This window comes from Shewanella salipaludis, assembly GCF_012911865.1.
In the GTDB taxonomy this organism is placed as follows: domain Bacteria; phylum Pseudomonadota; class Gammaproteobacteria; order Enterobacterales; family Shewanellaceae; genus Shewanella; species Shewanella salipaludis.
This window is the reverse complement of sequence record NZ_JAAXYH010000020.1, coordinates 22,240-40,405: the sequence shown is the minus strand read 5'-3', so window position 1 is coordinate 40,405 and position 18,166 is coordinate 22,240. Positions and strand designations below refer to the sequence as shown.

21 protein-coding genes are annotated in these 18,166 nt (G+C 57.9%); 11 read left to right on the top strand and 10 right to left on the bottom strand.

Going from position 1 to position 18,166, the window contains the following annotated elements:
* Nucleotides 1–14: 14 nt before the first annotated feature.
* Nucleotides 15–428 (bottom strand): GNAT family N-acetyltransferase, encoded by a 414-nt coding sequence (locus tag HC757_RS17780; protein WP_169565772.1) that lies wholly within the window; start codon nt 426–428, stop codon nt 15–17.
* Between the two features lie 116 nt (nt 429–544).
* Here HC757_RS17780 and HC757_RS17775 point away from each other — a divergent pair, with 116 nt between their 5' ends.
* The 5 genes from HC757_RS17775 to HC757_RS17755 all read left to right on the top strand — a co-directional run bounded on the left by HC757_RS17775 (nt 545) and on the right by HC757_RS17755 (nt 6,032).
* Entirely contained in the window at nt 545–940 is a 396-nt protein-coding gene (locus HC757_RS17775; RefSeq protein ID WP_169565770.1) for a SirB2 family protein, read from the top strand.
* Nucleotides 940–1,728 carry a transglutaminase family protein gene (locus tag HC757_RS17770; protein ID WP_169565768.1) on the top strand — a complete coding sequence of 263 codons (789 nt, stop codon included), beginning with the start codon at nt 940–942 and terminating at the stop codon, nt 1,726–1,728. Before HC757_RS17775 ends, HC757_RS17770 begins: the two co-directional genes overlap by 1 nt.
* Before the next feature lie 105 nt (nt 1,729–1,833).
* Nucleotides 1,834–3,081 (top strand): DUF819 family protein, encoded by a 1,248-nt coding sequence (locus HC757_RS17765; RefSeq protein WP_169565766.1) that lies wholly within the window; start codon nt 1,834–1,836, stop codon nt 3,079–3,081.
* Between the two features lie 54 nt (nt 3,082–3,135).
* Nucleotides 3,136–3,984, top strand: a complete 849-nt coding sequence (gene kdsA / locus HC757_RS17760; protein ID WP_169565764.1) for a 3-deoxy-8-phosphooctulonate synthase — start codon at nt 3,136–3,138, stop codon at nt 3,982–3,984.
* A gap of 215 nt (nt 3,985–4,199) precedes the next feature.
* Complete coding sequence (locus HC757_RS17755) at nt 4,200–6,032, top strand: monovalent cation:proton antiporter-2 (CPA2) family protein (protein WP_169565762.1); 1,833 nt, start codon at nt 4,200–4,202, stop codon at nt 6,030–6,032.
* A 13-nt stretch (nt 6,033–6,045) separates the two neighbouring features.
* Here the strand turns inward: HC757_RS17755 and HC757_RS17750 are convergent, their stop codons facing one another.
* The 3 genes from HC757_RS17750 to HC757_RS17740 all read right to left on the bottom strand — a co-directional run bounded on the left by HC757_RS17750 (nt 6,046) and on the right by HC757_RS17740 (nt 8,186).
* Nucleotides 6,046–6,702 (bottom strand): DUF6515 family protein, encoded by a 657-nt coding sequence (locus tag HC757_RS17750; RefSeq protein ID WP_169565760.1) that lies wholly within the window; start codon nt 6,700–6,702, stop codon nt 6,046–6,048.
* 175 nt (nt 6,703–6,877) lie between these two features.
* A complete protein-coding gene (locus HC757_RS17745) occupies nt 6,878–7,819 on the bottom strand; it encodes a ketopantoate reductase family protein (RefSeq protein ID WP_169565758.1) in 942 nt (313 codons plus the stop codon).
* Nucleotides 7,820–7,826: 7 nt separating this feature from the next.
* Nucleotides 7,827–8,186, bottom strand: coding sequence for a VanZ family protein (locus tag HC757_RS17740; protein WP_169565757.1), 360 nt, complete (start codon nt 8,184–8,186; stop codon nt 7,827–7,829).
* 151 nt (nt 8,187–8,337) lie between these two features.
* On the opposite strand from HC757_RS17740, the gene HC757_RS17735 reads away from it, so the two are divergent.
* On the top strand, nt 8,338–8,823 hold the full coding sequence (locus HC757_RS17735; protein ID WP_169565755.1) for a YajQ family cyclic di-GMP-binding protein: 486 nt from the start codon (nt 8,338–8,340) through the stop codon (nt 8,821–8,823).
* A gap of 84 nt (nt 8,824–8,907) precedes the next feature.
* Here HC757_RS17735 and HC757_RS17730 read toward each other — a convergent pair whose 3' ends face one another.
* The 4 genes from HC757_RS17730 to HC757_RS17715 form a co-directional block, all read right to left on the bottom strand.
* Nucleotides 8,908–10,323 (bottom strand): AmpG family muropeptide MFS transporter, encoded by a 1,416-nt coding sequence (locus tag HC757_RS17730; RefSeq protein ID WP_169565753.1) that lies wholly within the window; start codon nt 10,321–10,323, stop codon nt 8,908–8,910.
* Nucleotides 10,324–10,475: 152 nt separating this feature from the next.
* Nucleotides 10,476–10,796, bottom strand: coding sequence for a hypothetical protein (locus tag HC757_RS17725; RefSeq protein ID WP_169565751.1), 321 nt, complete (start codon nt 10,794–10,796; stop codon nt 10,476–10,478).
* Nucleotides 10,797–10,889: 93 nt separating this feature from the next.
* Entirely contained in the window at nt 10,890–11,474 is a 585-nt protein-coding gene (locus HC757_RS17720) for a peptidylprolyl isomerase (RefSeq protein WP_169565749.1), read from the bottom strand.
* A 50-nt stretch (nt 11,475–11,524) separates the two neighbouring features.
* The gene (locus tag HC757_RS17715) at nt 11,525–12,088 is read right to left on the bottom strand and encodes a YajG family lipoprotein (protein WP_169565747.1); all 564 of its coding nucleotides are present in this window, start codon (nt 12,086–12,088) and stop codon (nt 11,525–11,527) included.
* A 265-nt stretch (nt 12,089–12,353) separates the two neighbouring features.
* Between HC757_RS17715 and HC757_RS17710 the strand changes: the two genes are divergently transcribed.
* Nucleotides 12,354–13,400 (top strand): DUF2804 domain-containing protein, encoded by a 1,047-nt coding sequence (locus HC757_RS17710; RefSeq protein ID WP_169565745.1) that lies wholly within the window; start codon nt 12,354–12,356, stop codon nt 13,398–13,400.
* A 148-nt stretch (nt 13,401–13,548) separates the two neighbouring features.
* Complete coding sequence (locus tag HC757_RS17705; protein ID WP_169565743.1) at nt 13,549–14,409, top strand: sterol desaturase family protein; 861 nt, start codon at nt 13,549–13,551, stop codon at nt 14,407–14,409.
* 10 nt (nt 14,410–14,419) lie between these two features.
* Here the strand turns inward: HC757_RS17705 and HC757_RS17700 are convergent, their stop codons facing one another.
* Entirely contained in the window at nt 14,420–14,863 is a 444-nt protein-coding gene (locus HC757_RS17700; protein WP_169565742.1) for an ATP-dependent zinc protease family protein, read from the bottom strand.
* 102 nt (nt 14,864–14,965) lie between these two features.
* The gene (locus HC757_RS17695; protein WP_169565740.1) at nt 14,966–16,099 is read right to left on the bottom strand and encodes a methyltransferase; all 1,134 of its coding nucleotides are present in this window, start codon (nt 16,097–16,099) and stop codon (nt 14,966–14,968) included.
* 161 nt (nt 16,100–16,260) lie between these two features.
* Between HC757_RS17695 and HC757_RS17690 the strand changes: the two genes are divergently transcribed.
* From HC757_RS17690 to luxS, 3 genes are all read left to right on the top strand, one after another.
* Nucleotides 16,261–16,917 (top strand): alpha-ketoglutarate-dependent dioxygenase AlkB family protein, encoded by a 657-nt coding sequence (locus HC757_RS17690; RefSeq protein WP_169565738.1) that lies wholly within the window; start codon nt 16,261–16,263, stop codon nt 16,915–16,917.
* 122 nt (nt 16,918–17,039) lie between these two features.
* On the top strand, nt 17,040–17,345 hold the full coding sequence (locus HC757_RS17685) for a BolA family protein (protein WP_169565737.1): 306 nt from the start codon (nt 17,040–17,042) through the stop codon (nt 17,343–17,345).
* 181 nt (nt 17,346–17,526) lie between these two features.
* Nucleotides 17,527–18,036 (top strand): S-ribosylhomocysteine lyase, encoded by a 510-nt coding sequence (gene luxS, locus HC757_RS17680; RefSeq protein WP_169565735.1) that lies wholly within the window; start codon nt 17,527–17,529, stop codon nt 18,034–18,036.
* The last annotated feature ends 130 nt before the right edge of the window (nt 18,037–18,166 follow it).

Genomic DNA, 18,166 nt, shown 5'->3' with positions numbered 1-18,166 from the left:
CCCGAGCCCTGGCATCAGAGCGCTTTCACCATGAAGTATTTGCAGCCGCTGCTTGGGTAGGCTTCCTGGGTCCATTCGACCCTGTAACCTCTCGCCTGATAGAAGGGTCTTGCCTGGAACTCCAGGGTGTCGAGCAGCACCCACTTGCAGCCCCTGTCCCTGGCGATGCACTCGGCCTGGTTCAGCATGCGCTCGCCTATGCCCTGGCCCCTGAGGGACGAGTCGACCCAGAAGTTGTCGAGCAGCAACCAGTTGCCGAAGCTGCGTCCGCTCAGCCCCGCCAGCAATTGCCCTTGATCATCTTCCAGTTTTAACCCCAGCGGCAGTCGCTCGACCCCTTGCCAGTGTTGCCAGTTGAACTCGGCTATTTTCTGTTTGACCCGTTCGGCGAATGCCGGTGAGTCATCGAAACTGAAATTCATTGTCATCTGTGTTTCCCCTGGGAATATTGGCTGCAAGTGCCGGGCCCCGTGCTACTGATAGTCATTGGTATGGGGCTGTGGATCGGGTAAACTAGCGCCTTTGTCTTAGACTAGGGATCGAAATGGACACCTTTTACAGCTTATATCCTGCCGCCCGGCACCTGCATTTTACGCTGATCGCCACCAGCGTGTTGTTCTTTATCGTGCGCTTCGTACTGCACCTGCGCGAGTCGCCCATCATGGACAAGAAAATCATCAAGGTGGCGCCCCATGTGATAGATACCTTCCTGTTGTTGTCCGGTTTGCTGCTGTGTTTCATGATCCAGCAATACCCCTTCGTCGATCCTTGGTTGACCGAGAAGATTGGCGCCGTCGTGGCCTACATCATACTGGGGGCGATAGCACTCAAGGCCAAACGCAATAAACTGTTCAAGACCTTCGCCTGCCTCGGGGCTCTGGGGTGGTTGGTCTATGCCGCCAAGCTGGCTCACTTCAAACAAGCGGTATTTGTGGGTTAATGGAAAAATACACACTCGACGATGCCATTTCCTTACCCGAATCGGCATTCGACATCAGTCAACATCTGGGATTTTCCAAGGCCGCGGCCGCCAACTGGGCCTGGTTGGAAATCGCCGGTGCGGCGCTGAGTCATTATCTGGTCGACCGGCATCAGCGGCTGCAGGCCTTGTTGGACTGGTTCTACCGCGACCTGGGCTTCTGTATGCGTGAGGACTATTTCAGTGTCGAGGCGGCCGATCTGGGCGCTTGCCTCATCAGCCGTCAGGGCAACAGCACGAGTTTGGCGACCGTGCTCATGCTGCTGGCCAAGCAACTGGATTTGCAACTCGAGCCCCTGCTGCTGCCGGGCAATACCTTGCTATGCAGTCGTATCGACAACCAGGTGCGCTACCTGGACCCGCTCACGGGGCGGGACCTGAGCCGGCACCAGTTGCATGTCCTGGTGCGCGGCGAGCTGGGGAATGGCGCCCAATTCAAGCCGGGTTACCTCAAGCCCGCCAGTGTTAAGCGTCTGATCTCGCGCATGCTGCACGAACTCAAGGCGGGTTGCATAGTGTCGCATCAATTCGAAGCCGCGATGGAGTGCTGTAATCTGTTGCTGCAGTGGCATGGCGACGATGTGCACCTCAACCGGGAGCGGGCCTTCATCGCCCAGCAACTCGGCTGTATCCAGGTGGCGGCGGCGGACCTGCGTCACTTCATAGACAAGAGTCCCCACGATCCCGTTATCGAACTGGTGAAGTTGCAGCTCAGGGAATTGAGCGAGCATAGGGAAACCTATCATTAGCAGGCCAGAGCAGGACAGGCGGGACAATAGGCAACACCATAAGCAATACGATAAAAATACAAGAATAACGACAGTAACTAATGCATTCGCAAGGGAGAAAAACGCATGAGCAGTACCGCCTTAGTGACAAACGACGCCACGGCCTTAGGCATGTTGGCCGCGATCCTGGGATTCGTGTTTTATACCAGCGGCAGCCGCCATCCATTCTGGGTGAAGTTCTACCGTTTCGTTCCCGCCTTGTTGCTATGTTATTTCCTGCCCTCCCTGCTCAACACCTTCGGGGTGATAGATAGTGAGGCATCGAAGCTGTATTTTGTCGCCTCCCGCTACCTCTTGCCCGCCTGTTTGGTGCTGTTGATCCTCAGCGTCGACCTCAAGGCCATTCTGGGTCTGGGGCCCAAGGCGGTGATCATGTTCCTCACCGGCACCCTGGGAATCGTCATAGGCGGGCCCATCGCCTTGCTGCTCACGTCGGTCTTCGATCCCGAGCTTATCGGCGGTAATGGCCCTGATGCGGTCTGGCGCGGCATGACCACCCTGGCGGGCAGCTGGATAGGCGGCGGCGCCAACCAGGCGGCGATGAAAGAAATCTACGATGTGGGTGGCCACATCTTCTCAGTAATGGTGACCGTGGATGTGATAGTGGCCAATCTCTGGATGGCGGTATTGCTGTTCCTGGCATCGAAAGCCAAGGAGATCGACGCCAGAACCGGTGCCGATACCTCGGCCATAGAGACTCTCAAGGCCAAGGTGGAGCAGTATCATGCCGAGAATGCCCGCATTCCCAGCCTGCGTGACTTGATGCTGATAGTCGCAGTCGGTTTCGGGGTCACGGGCCTGGCGCACCTGGCGGCCGACTTCCTCGGCCCCTATTTCGAGGCCAACTACCCCTGGACCGAAGATTACAGCCTGACCTCCAAATTCTTCTGGCTGGTGGTGATAGTCACCAGCATAGGCCTGGCCATGTCCTTCAGCCCCATGCGCCACCTGGAAGCGGCGGGCGCCTCCAAGGTCGCCTCCGCCTTCCTCTATATCCTGGTGGCCACCATAGGCCTGCACATGGATGTCACCAAGATAGTCGACACCCCTGTGTATTTCCTGGTGGGTATCGTCTGGATGCTGGTCCATGCCGGGCTCATGCTGCTGGTGGCCAAGCTCATCAAGGCACCGCTGTTCTACCTGGCGGTGGGCAGTCAGGCCAACGTCGGCGCCGCGGCCTCGGCGCCCGTGGTGGCGGCGGCCTTCCATCCGGCGCTGGCCCCCGTGGGTGTGCTGCTGGCGGTATTCGGCTATGCTTTAGGCACTTATATGGCCTGGCTCTGTGGTCAATTATTGCAATTTGTTGCCGGCTGACGGCCGGCAAGATTATTCATGGGTTAGCGCCCACTATTTGAGAGATATCTTTTGATGGCGAATAAAATCATAAACTTGGGCGACATAGAGATCGCCAACGATAAACCTTTCGTGCTGTTCGGCGGCATGAATGTGCTGGAGTCCCGGGATCTGGCCATGTCTATCGCCGAGACCTATGCCGAAGTGACTCAGAAGCTGAACATTCCCTATGTGTTCAAGGCCTCGTTCGACAAGGCGAACCGCTCGTCGATCAACTCTTACCGTGGTCCCGGCATGGAAGAAGGCCTGAAGATATTCGAAGAGATCAAGAAGACCTTCAAGCTGCCGCTGATCACAGATGTGCATGAGGTGCACCAGTGTGCCCCCGTGGCCGAAGTAGTCGACATAATCCAGCTGCCGGCCTTCCTGGCGCGCCAAACCGACCTGGTGATCGCCATGGCGAAGACAGGCGCCATCATCAACGTCAAGAAGCCGCAGTTCCTGGCCCCCCACGAGATGCGCCACATCATCACCAAGTTCAACGAGGCCGGCAACGATGAGATCATTCTCTGCGAACGCGGCTCCAGCTTCGGTTATAACAATCTGGTGGTCGACATGCTGGGCATGGACGAGATGAAGCAGACGGGCTACCCGGTGATCTTCGACGCCACCCATGCGCTGCAACGTCCGGGCGGCCGTGCCGACTCGGCCGGTGGCCGCCGTGCCCAGGCGACAGAACTCGCCCGCAGCGGCATGGCACTCGGCTTGGCCGGGCTGTTCATCGAGGCCCATCCGGATCCGGACAACGCCAAGTGCGACGGCCCCTGTGCGCTGCCGCTGCAGCAGCTGGAGAAGTACCTGACCCAGATGAAGGCAGTGGACGAGTTGGTGAAATCCTTCGAGCCGATCGATACCAGCAAATAGACACCTGCAAATAGGCACCAGCAAATAGGCGCCTGCAACCAGGCACAAGCGAGTCACCTTCTCGCTGCACCCTCTGCCCGGGCTAGTCACCCGGGCATTTTTTTGCCTTTTTACTTGGCTTAACTTTTACTTGGCTTAAGTTAAATAGTGGGTAAGCTGGTGCGACCCGGACTTTTGCTGGCCTCATGGCCTTTCACGCCCCCAGGAGACCCCCTATGTTAGACATGGCCGTCATCTATCTCGCCGCCGCCATAGTAGCCGTGCCCATCGCCAAGCGACTCGGGCTGGGATCCGTGCTCGGCTACCTGCTGGCGGGAATACTCATAGGCCCCTTCCTGCTCGGTCTGGTCGGCGATCAGACAGAGGTGATGCATTTCGCCGAGTTCGGGGTGGTGATGATGCTGTTTTTGGTGGGGCTGGAGCTGCAACCCAGCCGCTTGTGGAAGCTGAGGCTGTCGATCCTCGGGCTGGGCGGCCTGCAGGTACTGCTGACCTCGGCCATCATCTTCGCCCTCTGCAGCCAGGTGTTGGCCCTGGCATGGCAGACGTCGCTGGCGCTGGGGTTGATGTTGGCACTGTCATCGACCGCGATAGTGCTGCAAACCCTGGCGGAGAAGGGTTGGATCAAGCAGGCGGCAGGGCAGAATGCCTTTTCCGTGCTGTTATTTCAGGACATAGCCGTGATCCCCATATTGGCCCTCTTGCCCTTGCTGGCCTTCCAGGCCCTGCCGGCCGACGCCGCTGTGAACCACAACCTGCTGGCCGCTTTCCCCGTCTGGGTCCAGGTCGGCATCTCCCTGCTGGTCATCGCCGGTATCATACTGGCGGGCAAATATGTCTCGGCGCCGCTGTTCAGGTACATAGCCGCCACCCACCTGAGGGAAATTTTCACCTTATTCGCGCTGTTGCTGGTGATCGCCATAGCGCTGATCATGCAGAAGATTGGCCTGTCGCCGGCGCTGGGCACCTTCCTCGCCGGGGTGGTGTTGGCCGAGAGCGAGTTCAGGCACGAACTTGAGGTCGACATAGAGCCATTCAAGGGCTTGCTGCTGGGGTTATTCTTTATCACGGTCGGCGCCTCGATCGACTTTCCGCTGTTGCTCGATAAGCTGGCTCTGGTGTTATCCCTGGTGCTGGGACTGATACTCATCAAGGCGCTGGTGCTCTGGTTGTTGGCGCGGGTATTCGGCCTGCAAGGCAATCAGCTGTGGTTATTTACCCTGGCGTTGGCCCAGGGGGGCGAGTTCGCCTTCGTGCTCCTGTCGCTGACCAACAAGTTGCAGATCCTCACGGCCGAACAAGTCAGCCTCGTCACCTTGGTGGTGGCCGTGTCCATGCTGTGTGCCCCCCTCTTGCTGCTGGCCTACGAGCACGGCCTCGCCAAGTCCTACCGCGGCGAGCAGAGTTACGATGCCCCCGAAGACATAGAGGCGACCAAGAGTGTCATCATCGCCGGCTACGGCCGTTTCGGCCAGATAGTCGGCCGTCTGCTGGCGGCCCAGGACTATCATTTGTCTATCCTGGATCAGAGCCCGACCCAGATAGACCTGCTCAGGCGTTTCGGCAACAAGGTCTTCTATGGTGATGCCGCCAGACGAGAGCTGCTGGAAGCCGCAGGTGCCAGGGAGGCGCAGTTGCTGGTGATCGCCATCGACGATGCCGACAAGACGCTGGACATCATTCAATTGGCGAAGCAGCATTATCCGCAGCTGAAGATAGTCGCCCGGGCCATAGACAGGCGCCATGCCTACCAGATAATGCTGCTCGGGGTCGACAGCTTCAAGCGGGAAACCTTCGATTCGGCGGTTAACCTTGGGGTGGAGGCGCTGCAGCTGCTGGGCAATGACAGCGCCAGTGCCCAACGTGCCGGGCGTCTGTTCAGCGAACACGACGAGCAGTCACTGGCCATATTGGCCAATCTCTGGGGCGATGATCAGAGTTACGGGGTCGCGGTGAAGCAGAGGATCGAGGATCTGAAGCAGGTGCTCAACCGGGATAAGGCGCAGCAGGATAAGCTCCATGCCTGTCATAAGTCGGAACAGGCATAGAGCGGCCGGGTTGTCAGTGGAATTGCAGCGCCAGGTACTTGACTTCATTGCCGTGGGATTGGGGCAGGAAGTACCAGTGCCGGAAGCGGAAGTACTGCATACCATTGCGGGTCACGGGCCGGCTGTGTCGTGGCAGGGCCCTGTATAGCCCGCCGATTTGGTAGTCATCGCCATGGGTGATGTTTTCCGCCACGGGCGCATCCACCACTTCGTACTCCCGGCTGTCGTCGTGGTAGATATAGTAGGTTTGATTCAGCACATAGTAGTCGCGGTTATGGCGGTGGAATTTGTGATACCCCGAGGGCAGGTAACCCAGCCTCAGGCCTATGGGGGGATGCACCAGCTCGAAGCCAAAGTTCGAGTTGCGGTAAAATAAGCCACCACTGAAGCCGAAGTGTTGTTGGCCAAAGCGGATATAGACAGAGTCTGTCGGCAGCGAGGCAGGGTAATGGCGCCCATCCCGGTAGCGTCTGTCATCATGGTGTCTGTCGTCATGATGCCTGTCGTCATAGTGCCTGTGATGTTCATGCCTGTCATGGCCATGCTGCTCTTGCTTGTGTCCCCGGCCATGGGCCTGTGCATGGGGCGGCGGATCCGCTAAGGCATAGCCGCTGTAAATGAAACTGGTCGCGATGGCGATTGCCGATAGCCACTGAATACTCTGCTTCATGGCATCCTCCTGGATGAGATGTGCTTCTGGATTTCTCTACTGGGCGAATAGGGGGAGCCGGCAGTAAAGGTGCGTCGTTTCCGGCCAAGACCGGGCAACCTGGGTTCTGGAAAGTGGGTCGCTTAACGATGACGGGATTGTGTCATAGGAAGATGAATCTAACCTGAATAACGCCTTACTGCCCGGACAGGGCCTGCAGTCGTTTGATTTCCCGATAGAGGCGCAGGTTTGTCGGCGCAGCTATGCCATGCAGTGCGGCGCGGCTCAGGATGAAGCCATTGATTTCCTCTATTTCGGTGCGCCGGCCATGGGCCAGGTCCTGATGCATGGAGGAGTAATTGTTTGCCGTTAGGGCGATGACGCTCGCCAGGCGCTCGCCCAGGGCATGGGCGTCGAGCGCTATCCCATCGGCGGCGGCGACTTGGATCAACTCCTGCAGCACAGACTCGCGCAGGGGCCGGAATGACTCCCGGCGCAACTCGCCGTTGCGACACTCGTAGATAGCCGTCAGCGGATTGATGACGGCATTGACCGCCAGCTTCTGCCATAGCGCCGGCAGGATCGCCTCGCACCACTGGCTGTCGGGGATGGCCCCGAGCAACAGGGCCCTGTGCTGTTCGCTCATCACAGGGCCATGGATCCAACCCAGTTGGGTCAGCCCTGGTCCCGTTTGGGTCACCTGCCATTGCCCCTGGCGCAGGGCGCCCTGGGAGGTGGTCGCCAACGTCAGGCCGCGGCCGGCCAGCTTGGGCAGCAACGTCAGATAGGGCCCCATGCCGTTATGCATCAGCACCAGTTGGCAGTCGGCCGCCAGTCTTGGCAACAAGGGCGTCAGGGCATCGACGACCTGGTAGGCCTTGACGCATACCAGCAGCAGGTCGAGGTCCTTGACTGCGTCAGCGTCCTGGGGCAGTAGCGCTACGCTGTGTTGGTATCGGCTGTTATCCAGCGAGGTGAAGTCCAGTGTGACCCGGTCGGCTTGGCCTGAGCCTGGCCTGGCGATGAGGCCGACCCGGGCGCCGGCTTGGGTCAACTGATGGCATAGCAGCTGCCCCACGGCGCCGGCACCCAGTATCGCTATTCTGGGGGGATTGCCGTTGACTCCTTGTGCTGCCATGGCTCGACTATTCGGCCAGGCCTGTGGCGGGAAAGTATCTTCGGTAGCCCCAGAGCAGGAAGTAAAACAAGGTGATACCTACCAAGTCTGCCACCACATCCGCTGTCGACGCGCTGCGATAGGGCAGTCTGGATTGCACCAATTCTATCAGTACCGCATAACCACTCAAAGCCAGGCTCAACAGGTACCACTTGGGCCTGAAGGCCAGATAGCTCAGGTATGCCAGACAGAAGAAACTGCCGATATGGCCCAGTTTGTCCAGGTTGGGAATGTTCTGGGGATAGTTGGGTCTGGAGAAAACCAGATAGCTGATAACAAGCACTGCTATGGCTAATGCCAGCTTGAACAGGGTTCTTTTGGTGATCACGGGATGCAGATGGCTAGGAGGTATTTGCGCCAATCATAGGAAAATGTGGCCCCAAAGTCACCAACAACCTGTGTTTTATACAGCTGGTCTTCAACTTGGACGCCACAATGGGTAGACTAAGGCTATTTGCAATGACCTAAGGGAGGGCAAGATGCCTTCATTCGATATTGTTTCAGAAGTCGACGAAGTCGAACTGCGTAATGCGGTCGATAATTCGCGCCGTGAACTGGCGAGCCGCTTCGATTTTCGCGGTAAGGAAGCCAATGTGGAGTACAAGGATCACGTGGTGACCTTGACCGCCGAAGACGATTTCCAATGCAAGCAGCTGGTGGACATACTGCGCACTCAGCTGAGCAAGCGCAACGTGGATCCCGCCGCCATGGATGTGGATGAAAAGTCTGTGCATAGCGGCAAGACCTTCTCCCTGAAGGTGAGATTCAAGCAGGGCATAGAGACAGACATAGCCAAGAAACTGGTGAAGCTGATCAAAGACAGCAAGCTGAAGGTGCAGTCATCCATCCAGGGCGACAGCGTCAGGGTCACGGGCAAGGCCAGGGATGATCTGCAGGCGGTGATGGCGCTGGCGAGAAAGTCAGAGTTGGGCCAGCCGTTCCAGTTCAACAACTTCCGCGACTAACGCGCGTCGAACCCGACATAGGAAAGCCCTCATTCGAGGGCTTTCTGCTTTTTGGCCTCGCCCGGCTCAGACCTGGGCCGTCGGTTATTTGCTCTCGGGCTGGCAGTCTGCCACCGGCTCCGCGGCGGGAATAGGCGCGGGTTTGGGGGAGCGCCGGGCGACCAGAGTCACCAATCCCAGCACAGGGAAGCCTATGAGGCTGGCGGCGACGAAGAAATTGACATAGCCGAAGGCATCGACATATTCGCCGGAAAAGCCGGCGATGAACTTGGGGAATAACAACATGATGGACGACAGTAGGGCATATTGGGTCGCACTGTAGCCGCTGCTGGTGAGGCTCGACAGATAGGCGATGAAGGCCGCGGTGGCGATCCCGGCACTGAAGTTGTCCACCGAAATGATGAAGGTCAGCAAGGGCACATCGTAGCCTATCACCGCCTGGTAGGCGAACAGCAGGTTGGTCACAGCCACCAGCAGGGCACCGAGGAATAAGATCTTCATGGTGCCGAAGCGTGCCAGCAGGACACCCCCGAAGGCGGCTCCGACCAGGGTCATGATCAGGCCGTAGATCTTGCTGATGGCGGCTATTTCATCCTTGGCAAAGCCCATGTCGACATAGAAGACATTGGCCATGATACCCATGACTATGTCCGAGATGCGGTAACAGGAGATGAGCAAGAGTATCAGTATGGCGTTGCGGCCATAACGCTTGAAAAAGTCGATGAAGGGCAGCACGCTGGCGGTATAGCCCCAGGACAGGCAGGCGGCCAGGGGACCCGGATACTTGTGTGCCAGCGCCTGTTTCAGCTGCAGTTCCTTGGCATCGGCGGCCTTGGTATCCACCTCTGGCTCGCGGCTGAACAGGGTGGTGATTATGCCTATCGACATCAGCCCGGCCATCACCAGATAGGAGGTCTGCCAGGCGGCGAGGTTATAGCTGTCGGATGCTGGTTCTATCCAGGCGGCTATGGTGAGCGCGCCTGCGGTGGCCACTATCATGGCACTGCGGTAGCCCACCTGATAGGCCGCCGCCAATGCCGCCTGCATCCTCTCGGGGGCGGACTCTATCCTGAAGGCATCTATGACTATGTCCTGGGTCGCCGACGCCAGCGCCACCATGAGAGCAAACAGGGCCAGACGCTCGAGATCCTGGCGTGGGTCGCTGACCGACATGTTCAGGATGGCGATGACCAACAGGAGTTGGGCGAACAGCATCCAGCCGCGCCGCCGGCCCAGCAAGCGGGTAAACAGCGGCAGCGACAGCCTGTCCACCAGCGGCGACCAGGCCCACTTGAAGGCATAGGCCAGGGCTATCCAGCTGAAATAGCCTATGGCGGCTCTGTCTATTCCGGCTTCGCGCAGCCAGAAGGACAGGGTGGAGAATACCAGCATCAGGGGCAAACCGGCGGAGAAACCGAGCAAGAGCAACACCAGCACGCGCCTGTGGCAATAGACGGAAAGCGCATCCAGGGTTCGGCGGTGGAAAGAGTCAGAGGACATAGGGGAACTTCAGTGATGTCGATGCCGTAAGCTTACGGGGCGCAGCCTGTGGGTTCAAGGCCTATTTCCATCCCGGCTGTGGTCACCGGCGCAATAAAAATGGCCCATCAGGGCCATTTGTCAGGTCGAAAGCCTCTCATCGTCTGAGAGGCTCAAGGTCGGTTGCCGATACAGCCGGCGGGTAGCTGCCCTCCAAGACTCAGATAATCACAACAGTCGTAGAGCTGTTTACTCAGATACTGATTACCCCGGAGCACCCAGTCGGGCCATTTATCGAAGCTATGCAACAAGTGCCAAAATACTCTTTCCATATCTGTTAGCGCGTCACCCTGGGGATTGAGACTCTGCCATTCCTCCAGTGTGTCCCATAGATAAAGCTGAACTTCCTGAAACTCGAGCTGTTCACTCAAAAATGCCTTGCCATAGAAAGCCAGCTGGGGCGCTTTTGTATCGATGAACTCTGCAGTCGTCATCGGATCGCCTCCTTTTTGTTTACCCTAGCAGTATAGGAGCAAATTTGGCGTATTTGCTCAAAAATTTTTAACAGGGGTAAAACGGATGGCTATTCAGTTCCGTGGCAGCAGTTTCGCCTGCTTCAGTATGATAGGCGTCACGGGCACGTCGGGCCAATCGAGCTTCTCGTTGTGGGCCGTCTCCACCATGGCCATGGCTTGCAGCACCTCCATGCCTTCGACTACCTCACCGAATACGGCATAACCCCAGCGTCTCTTGGACGGGTCCAGCTTGGTATTGTCGGCGACATTAAAATAGAACTGGCGGGTCGCCGAATGGGGCTCGTTCTCTCTGGCCATGGCTATGGTGCCCAGCGCGTTGGACAGGCCATTGCCCGACTCATTGACTATCGGCTTGTCTTCGGGCAACTCTTCCAGTGCCTTGTTCAGGCCGCCGCCCTGCACCACGAAGTCGGCAATCACCCTGTGGAAGATGGTGTTGTCGTACTCGCCCTTGACCACATAGGTGAGGAAGTTATCGACCGTTATTGGGGCTCGGGTGCGGTCGAGCTCGATCACTATCTTGCCCATGCTGGTCTGCATCTCGACCCTGGGATACAGGCTGTCCGGCTGTATGTCTAGTGCTAACGCCCACTGACTCATGCATAGGAGGGTGGCGGCAATCAGGCTTCTGAACATAAGGTTTTCCTTTTCTTTCCATTGAGTGGGATCTTGTGGCGCCGGTGCGCCTAGTGCTGGAGAAATTGATTTAGTTCCGGATCATTGAGTATGTCCCTGACCAGCTGCTCCAGCAGCTTGTTCATATCCAGTTCCAGGCTGGCGTAGTCGGCGCCGAAGGGTCCGGTCAGATGACCCTTGGCACGGTAACGTTTGCTCAGTTCCTGGCTGCTGTTCTTGGCCACCACATCTATGGTGATCTGGCTGTTGGCCTCGAAGCTGAAATGGCCTTCCTCGACGTCGGTCAGCAGCTGTTCCAGGCGGATCTGCAGGCTGGTGGCGGCGGCGGGATCTATTTGGTAGCCCGCCTGGGCAAAACCGGCGCGAAAGACCTGATCCAGTTGTATTCTGGGCGGCTCGCTCGGGCTGACGAGACGGGCGGCCTTGTCGCCATCCTTGAAGCGTACTATGTAGTTGGCGCTGCGGGTATCCAAGGTTTCGATTGCCAGGGGCTGACCTTGGGCCTGTTGATTGACCGCAGGCAGCTGCGGGCTCAGGGCGATATGAGTCGGGGCATGGCCGGCACAGGCGGTTAAAGCGAGTGAGGAGACAATAAGGAGCAATAAACGTTTCATAAGCTTCACTTTATACGGAGAAAGTTGTCGACAGGATACCAGAATTCATCGTCGATGCCAGAGTGCCCCTCTACCGTTGAATGCCGCCGGCCTGGGTTTATCCCCATATATGCGGGGTGCGGCTGTGAGTGGTAAAAATCATGTTACAAAATAGCAACAAATCTTCCCCGCCCCCTGTTCAACCGACGCACTTCAGGTTAGAGTAAAAGTTCAATATTCCCGAGCGCCCAGATGCTCGTCATCCTATTACGCTGAGCAAGAGTAGATGCAAGACTTCCGGACCCAGATAGCGCCCGAGTGCTTGATGTCAGTCGATGGCAGGCCGCAATTCGGTCACTTCGATGGCATCATTTCTTCCCTTGGACTCGAACACTTCGCCTATTTCGATGTGATGGACAAGCCGGCCTCCCGTCTGGCCAAGCACTTTCATTTCAAGCAGTTCCAGTTCGTCAGCCTGGTGACCCCCAGCTATGTGATCGGCGTGGCGCTTGCCGATATACGTTATGTCGGCAGCGCCTTCTGCTATCTGTATGACATCAGGGCCGACAAGTTGACCGAGGTCGGCTGGCTCAAACCGCCGGGTATGGGTTACGCCATGACGCCTTCGCCGCTGATGGGCCGCAGCCGTATCGGCAGTGGCAAGGGGGAGATCATCCTGGACATCAGCCATGGCCAGTGGCGGCTGACGCTGAACACCGCCAGGATCCGCGCCGAGCTGGAGCTGCAGGCGCCGCGATTGAGCCTGCCCCTGGCCATGTGCAGCCCGACGGCCTACAACGGCTGGACCTATACCCAGAAACATAATGGCCTCAGCCCCAAGGGGCAGTTGTTTATCGACGATGAGCCGCAGCCGCTCAATCGGGCGCTGGCAGGATATGACTTTTCCGCCGGTTACATGCGGCGTCAGACCAGTTGGCGCTGGGCTTCGGTCAACGCCAGTATCGCCGAGGGGATATTGGGGCTGAATCTCGCCGCCGGAGTGAATGAAACCGGCATGACAGAAAATGTATTCTGGATCAATGGCGAGCGTCATCTGCTCGGCCCTGTGCATTTCGAATTCGAGCGCCACCGCGCCGCTCAAGACCCGGGGGCCGCGGCGCAGGAATGGCATATCTTCTCCGACGATGGCCGGGTCGAGCTGTATTTTTCCCCCTGCAATTGCCGCAGCGAGAAACTCAATCTCTGGTTGCTCAAGAGTAATTTCCGCCAATATTTGGGTCATTACCGTGGCCGCCTCATAGACACCAATGGCCGCGAGTATCGGCTGGATAGGGTGTTCGGCCTGAGTGAAGATCACTATGCGCTCTGGTAACCGTCGCCCGCTTGGGCATAGGCTGGGCTTAAGCTTGTCGGGGCAGAGCTTTGCCACCGGCCGGCATGGGCGCTGATTTTAACAGGCTGTGCCGTGGGTGAGACGCTCATGGGCATACACCCGCTACAGGAAGAACCAGGAAAAAGAAATGGATGTTGATTTACTGATAAGCCACCCGGAAATGCTGTTGCTGGCGTTGGCACCCTTGTTTTTTGTGTGCATCATGCTCGAATTGTTTCTGGGGATACGGCGCCGCAAGCTGCCGGCATCGGCGGACTATCGTCTGCCCGAGGTCCTCTGCAACTTCTCCCTGGCCGGCTTGCATCAGGGGGCGGATCTGCTCACCGGGTTGTTGCTCGCCAAGCTCTATCTCTGGTTGTTCGGCTGGAAATTGTTCGAGTTCGAGATGAGCATCCCTAGCTTCATCGCCCTCATGGTGGCGCAGGACTTCTGTTATTACTGGTTCCATCGTGCCAGTCACAGGGTGCGCTGGATGTGGGCCGCCCATGTGGTGCACCATAGCTCGGAGCGGATGAATTTCACCACGGCATTTCGCCAGAGCCTGATGTACCCCCTGGCCGGCATGTGGCTGTTCTGGTTGCCGCTGGTGGTGCTGGGCTTCGATCCCAATTGGGTGGTGTTTGTCGTGCTGCTTAACTTGGGGCTGCAGTTCTTCGTCCACACCCAGGCGGTCGGGACGCTGGGGCCGCTGGAGTGGCTGTTCAATACCCCATCCCATCACAGGGTGCATCATGGCCGCAATCCCCAATACATAGACAAGAACTATGCCGGGATCCTCATCATCTGGGATAAGCTGTTCGGCAGCTACGAGCCCGAGGGCGAAACGGTCGAATACGGCATCACCAAGCCGGTGCATAGCTTCAACCCCCTAAAGGTCACCTTCGGCGAATGGCGCGACATGTTGGGTGAGGCCTCGGCCAGAGGCCTGAGTGTCGGACAGCGGCTCAGGCTGCTGTTTGCCCCGCCCGCCGGCAAGGATAGCGACTGAGCTGTGCCCGTCAGCCTGGCTGAGGTTTGCCGGTCAAATAGGAGGCGGCGGGATCTATGAGGAAACGGCCGTCGAGGGCTCTGCGCCCCAGTAACATCCTGAACTTCATGTTATCCCTGTTGGTCAGGGTCAATTCCAGCTCGAACTGGTGCGGCCCCAGGAATAAGCGGGTCTTAACCACATATCTCAGCTGTTTATGCCCGCCCGAGTCCGAGACCTGGCGTCTGTCATGGACGGGAAACTCACAGATGACGGCGCGATCCGAATGTTGCTCAGGGTGCAGCCAAACCCGCACCCATGGGCATTCATTGCGCTGAAAGGGTTTGATTTTAAAGGCATGCAAGCAGGATGTCTTGGCTCCCGTGTCTACCTTTATCTTGATTTTTTCATTCGCTATGTCCGGGAAAACGCCCCATTCGCGCCAACCTATTACGGGAAGCGTTTCTGTCGCCATAGTACGTCCTGGTGTGGGAACTTTGCCTGTTTAAAGATAGTCGAGCCAAGCCAAGGCTGCACTCTGGCCCCCGGGCACCCTTGGATTGGCCGCGGCCATGAGCTATTTCCTGGCCTGGAGGATCACAAATTTGCCGTTGGAGGCGACCGTGGTGCAGTTCTTGAACAATCGCTGCAGCTTGATGTGATAGCCCAGGTGGCGGTTGCCTACCACCTGCAACAGTCCGCCGTCCTTCAGGCGACGCCGGGCATCGAGGAACATCTGCCAGGCTATGTGATCTGTGATGGCTTCCCCCTGGTGAAACGGCGGATTACAGAGCACCAGATCCGGTGTTATGTCTTCCGGCAGATGGCTCATGCAGTCGTCCCAATGGAAGGCGGCGTGTTGCGCATCCAAGTGGTTCAAGTGCCAGTTGGCCTGGCTCGAGGCGACCGCCATCTCTGAGTCGTCGATAAAGTGGATCTTGGCTTGGGGATAGAGTTGTGCCGCCCTCAGGCCGAGCACCCCATTGCCGCAGCCGAGATCGACAACCGACTCGAAGTTCCCCTCGGGCATGTTGTCCAGCATGATGCGGGCCCCTATGTCCAGTTTGCCGGCGGCGAACACATTGCTGAGGTTGCTTATCTCGAGTCGAAACTCGGGGATGTGCCAGCGACTTGGCTGCGGCAGCTCACGGGCCTTGCCGTCGGCGATACAGGTTATCACCCGGGTCTTCTTCCAGGTCAGGCTGGCACTGGCTGGGCCCAGGTTGTTGGCGAACAGTGTCAGCAGGGCGGCGTTGATGGACTTGGCCTTGGCAGCTATCAACACCCGGGTGCCCTGGGGTAACACTTGGGATAGTCTCACCAGCTGGTGGGCAAAATAGTTGAGGTTTTTCGGCAGTTTCATCAGCACCAGTGCCAGTCCGGCGGGCAGGGCGTCGCGGCTGTTGAGCCAGTGGAGATTGCCCATGGACAGCTGATTGGCTTGTTGGTTCTGCTGGGTCCCCAGGAAACTGGTCTTGGCGTCGGTTTCTATGAACAGGGGCCAGGCAGCATCCATGCGCGACAGGGCACAGCTCAAGGCGCCGAAGCTGTCGTTGATTATGCCTGTGGCGACCGGGGCTTGGCCGGTTTCAGTCAGCAGCTTGATCAAGTGTTCATCCGCGGCATCCCAGGCCTGCAGATTTGACTCCTGCCGGCTGGGATAGCGTAAAAGTTCGAGTTCAATACCCGCTACTGAAAATCTTGTTGTCATATGCCACACTGCACCAATAAAAATGAGGCGCAGATTATGGCAGATCCGCTTGAAAAGCGCGATGCTTAAGCCCGAGGGGGCAAGCAGGGCAGACATTGGGGAAAATAGAGGTGAGCAGCGTGAGCAGAGGGCAGCAGTATGAGTAGAGGGCAGGAGCAGCCATGCGGCAACAAGATTTAGGTTTTGACTGGCCCCAGGCTTCGAGCCTTGCCGGACCGGCGCCGGCCGTGGAGCCGGAGCGAGTGGTTGCGCCCGTGACCTATGTCCCCGGCTACCTCAACCCCGCCCAGCAGGCCGCCTTATACGAAGAGGCGAAAGGCTACCCGCTCAGCAGTCCGGATATTCGCGTCTATGGCCAACGCTATAAGATCCCCCGTTCCCAGGCGTGGTTCGGCGATGACGGCTGCGATTACCTCTTCTCTTCGCACCTGGTCAAAGCCCTGCCTTGGCCCAAGTATGCGAACAAGTTGCGGCATAAGCTGATGCGGGAGTTGGGGCTCAGGCTCAATGGTGTCCTGGTCAACTGCTACGCCGACGGCAGCGAGACGGTCGGCTGGCATAGCGACGATGAGACAGAAATTGCCCCTCATTCGACCATAGCCTCGGTCAGCCTGGGGGCCACCCGGGACTTCGTCATTCGCCACAAGCAGACCCAGCAGAAGATGAGCTTCGCCCTCGCCGCGGGCGATCTGCTGCTGATGCATTGGCCCATGCAGCAGGAGTGGGAGCATGCCTTGCCCAAGCGCCTCAAGGTCACTGAGCCCAGGCTCAACTTTACGTTCAGGCACTTGCTGGTGGATTTCCATGCCGGGGGCTAACGTCAGCGGCGCCAGGATCTGGCCGCTCGGGGCAGGGGCCAAGCTGAGTTTTCCTCATTTGATCTTTGCCGGAGGACCCAGTACTCTGCCGCCATTAGTTTCATGCCTTCGAGGGCCAAGTCATGTCAGTAACCTATAAGCAACGCATCACAGAGAAGCTCACCGCCGCCTTGTCACCCCTGCATCTGGAGGTGATCAACGAGAGCCACATGCATAATGTGCCGCCCAATTCCGAGACCCATTTCAAGGTCGTGATAGTGTCGGCGGCGTTCGAGGGCCAGCGGTTGCTCGGCCGCCACAGGGCGGTCAACACTTGTCTGGCGGCGGAGTTGGCCGGTGGCGTACATGCCTTGACCATGCATACTTATACCCAGGACGAATGGGCCGCGCTGGATACTGTGCCCAGTTCACCCAAGTGCCATGGTTAAAAGCGCCATGGCTAGAAAGTGTCATGGTTAAACACGCCGTAGTTTAACCCCTGGCTGGTTGCCTCTGGTCTGCTGGACAAGTTCAATCGAGTCTATGCTAGACTCGAGGCGATGACAGGCAGTTTGTCTATACCTTTATTAGCGATAGCAACTATTAGCGATAGCAACGCGGAGATCCCCTATGCCGTTACTCGACAGTTTTACCGTAGATCACACTCGTATGCATGCCCCCGCAGTCAGGGTGGCCAAGCATATGCAGACCCCCAAGGGCGATGCCATCACAGTGTTTGACTTACGTTTTTGTACTCCGAATAAGGATATTCTCAGCGAGCGCGGCATACATACGCTGGAACATCTGTTCGCCGGTTTCATGCGCGATCACCTCAACGGCGACGGTGTCGAGATCATCGACATCTCTCCCATGGGCTGCCGCACGGGTTTCTACATGAGCCTGATAGGTGAGCCGAGCGAGCATAGGGTGGCCGACGCCTGGCTGGCCTCGATGGAAGATGTGCTCAAGGTCGTGGCTCAGTCGGAGATCCCCGAGCTGAATCTGTATCAATGCGGCACCTATGAGATGCACTCGCTCGACGAGGCCAAAGACATAGCCCGCAACATCATTGCCGCAGGGGTCAGCGTCAATCGCAACGAAGATCTCAAGTTGAGTGACGATATCCTGGGTAAGCTGTAACTCGGCGGATGTTAGGCAATCGAAGAAGCGGCTTAGGCCGCTTTTTGTTTGTCTGGCATGGGGGGCGGCAAAGCTGCCGGCGCAGGGATTTTCCCCCTGGCAGATTTCTGCTCGGGGACAAGGTTTTTTT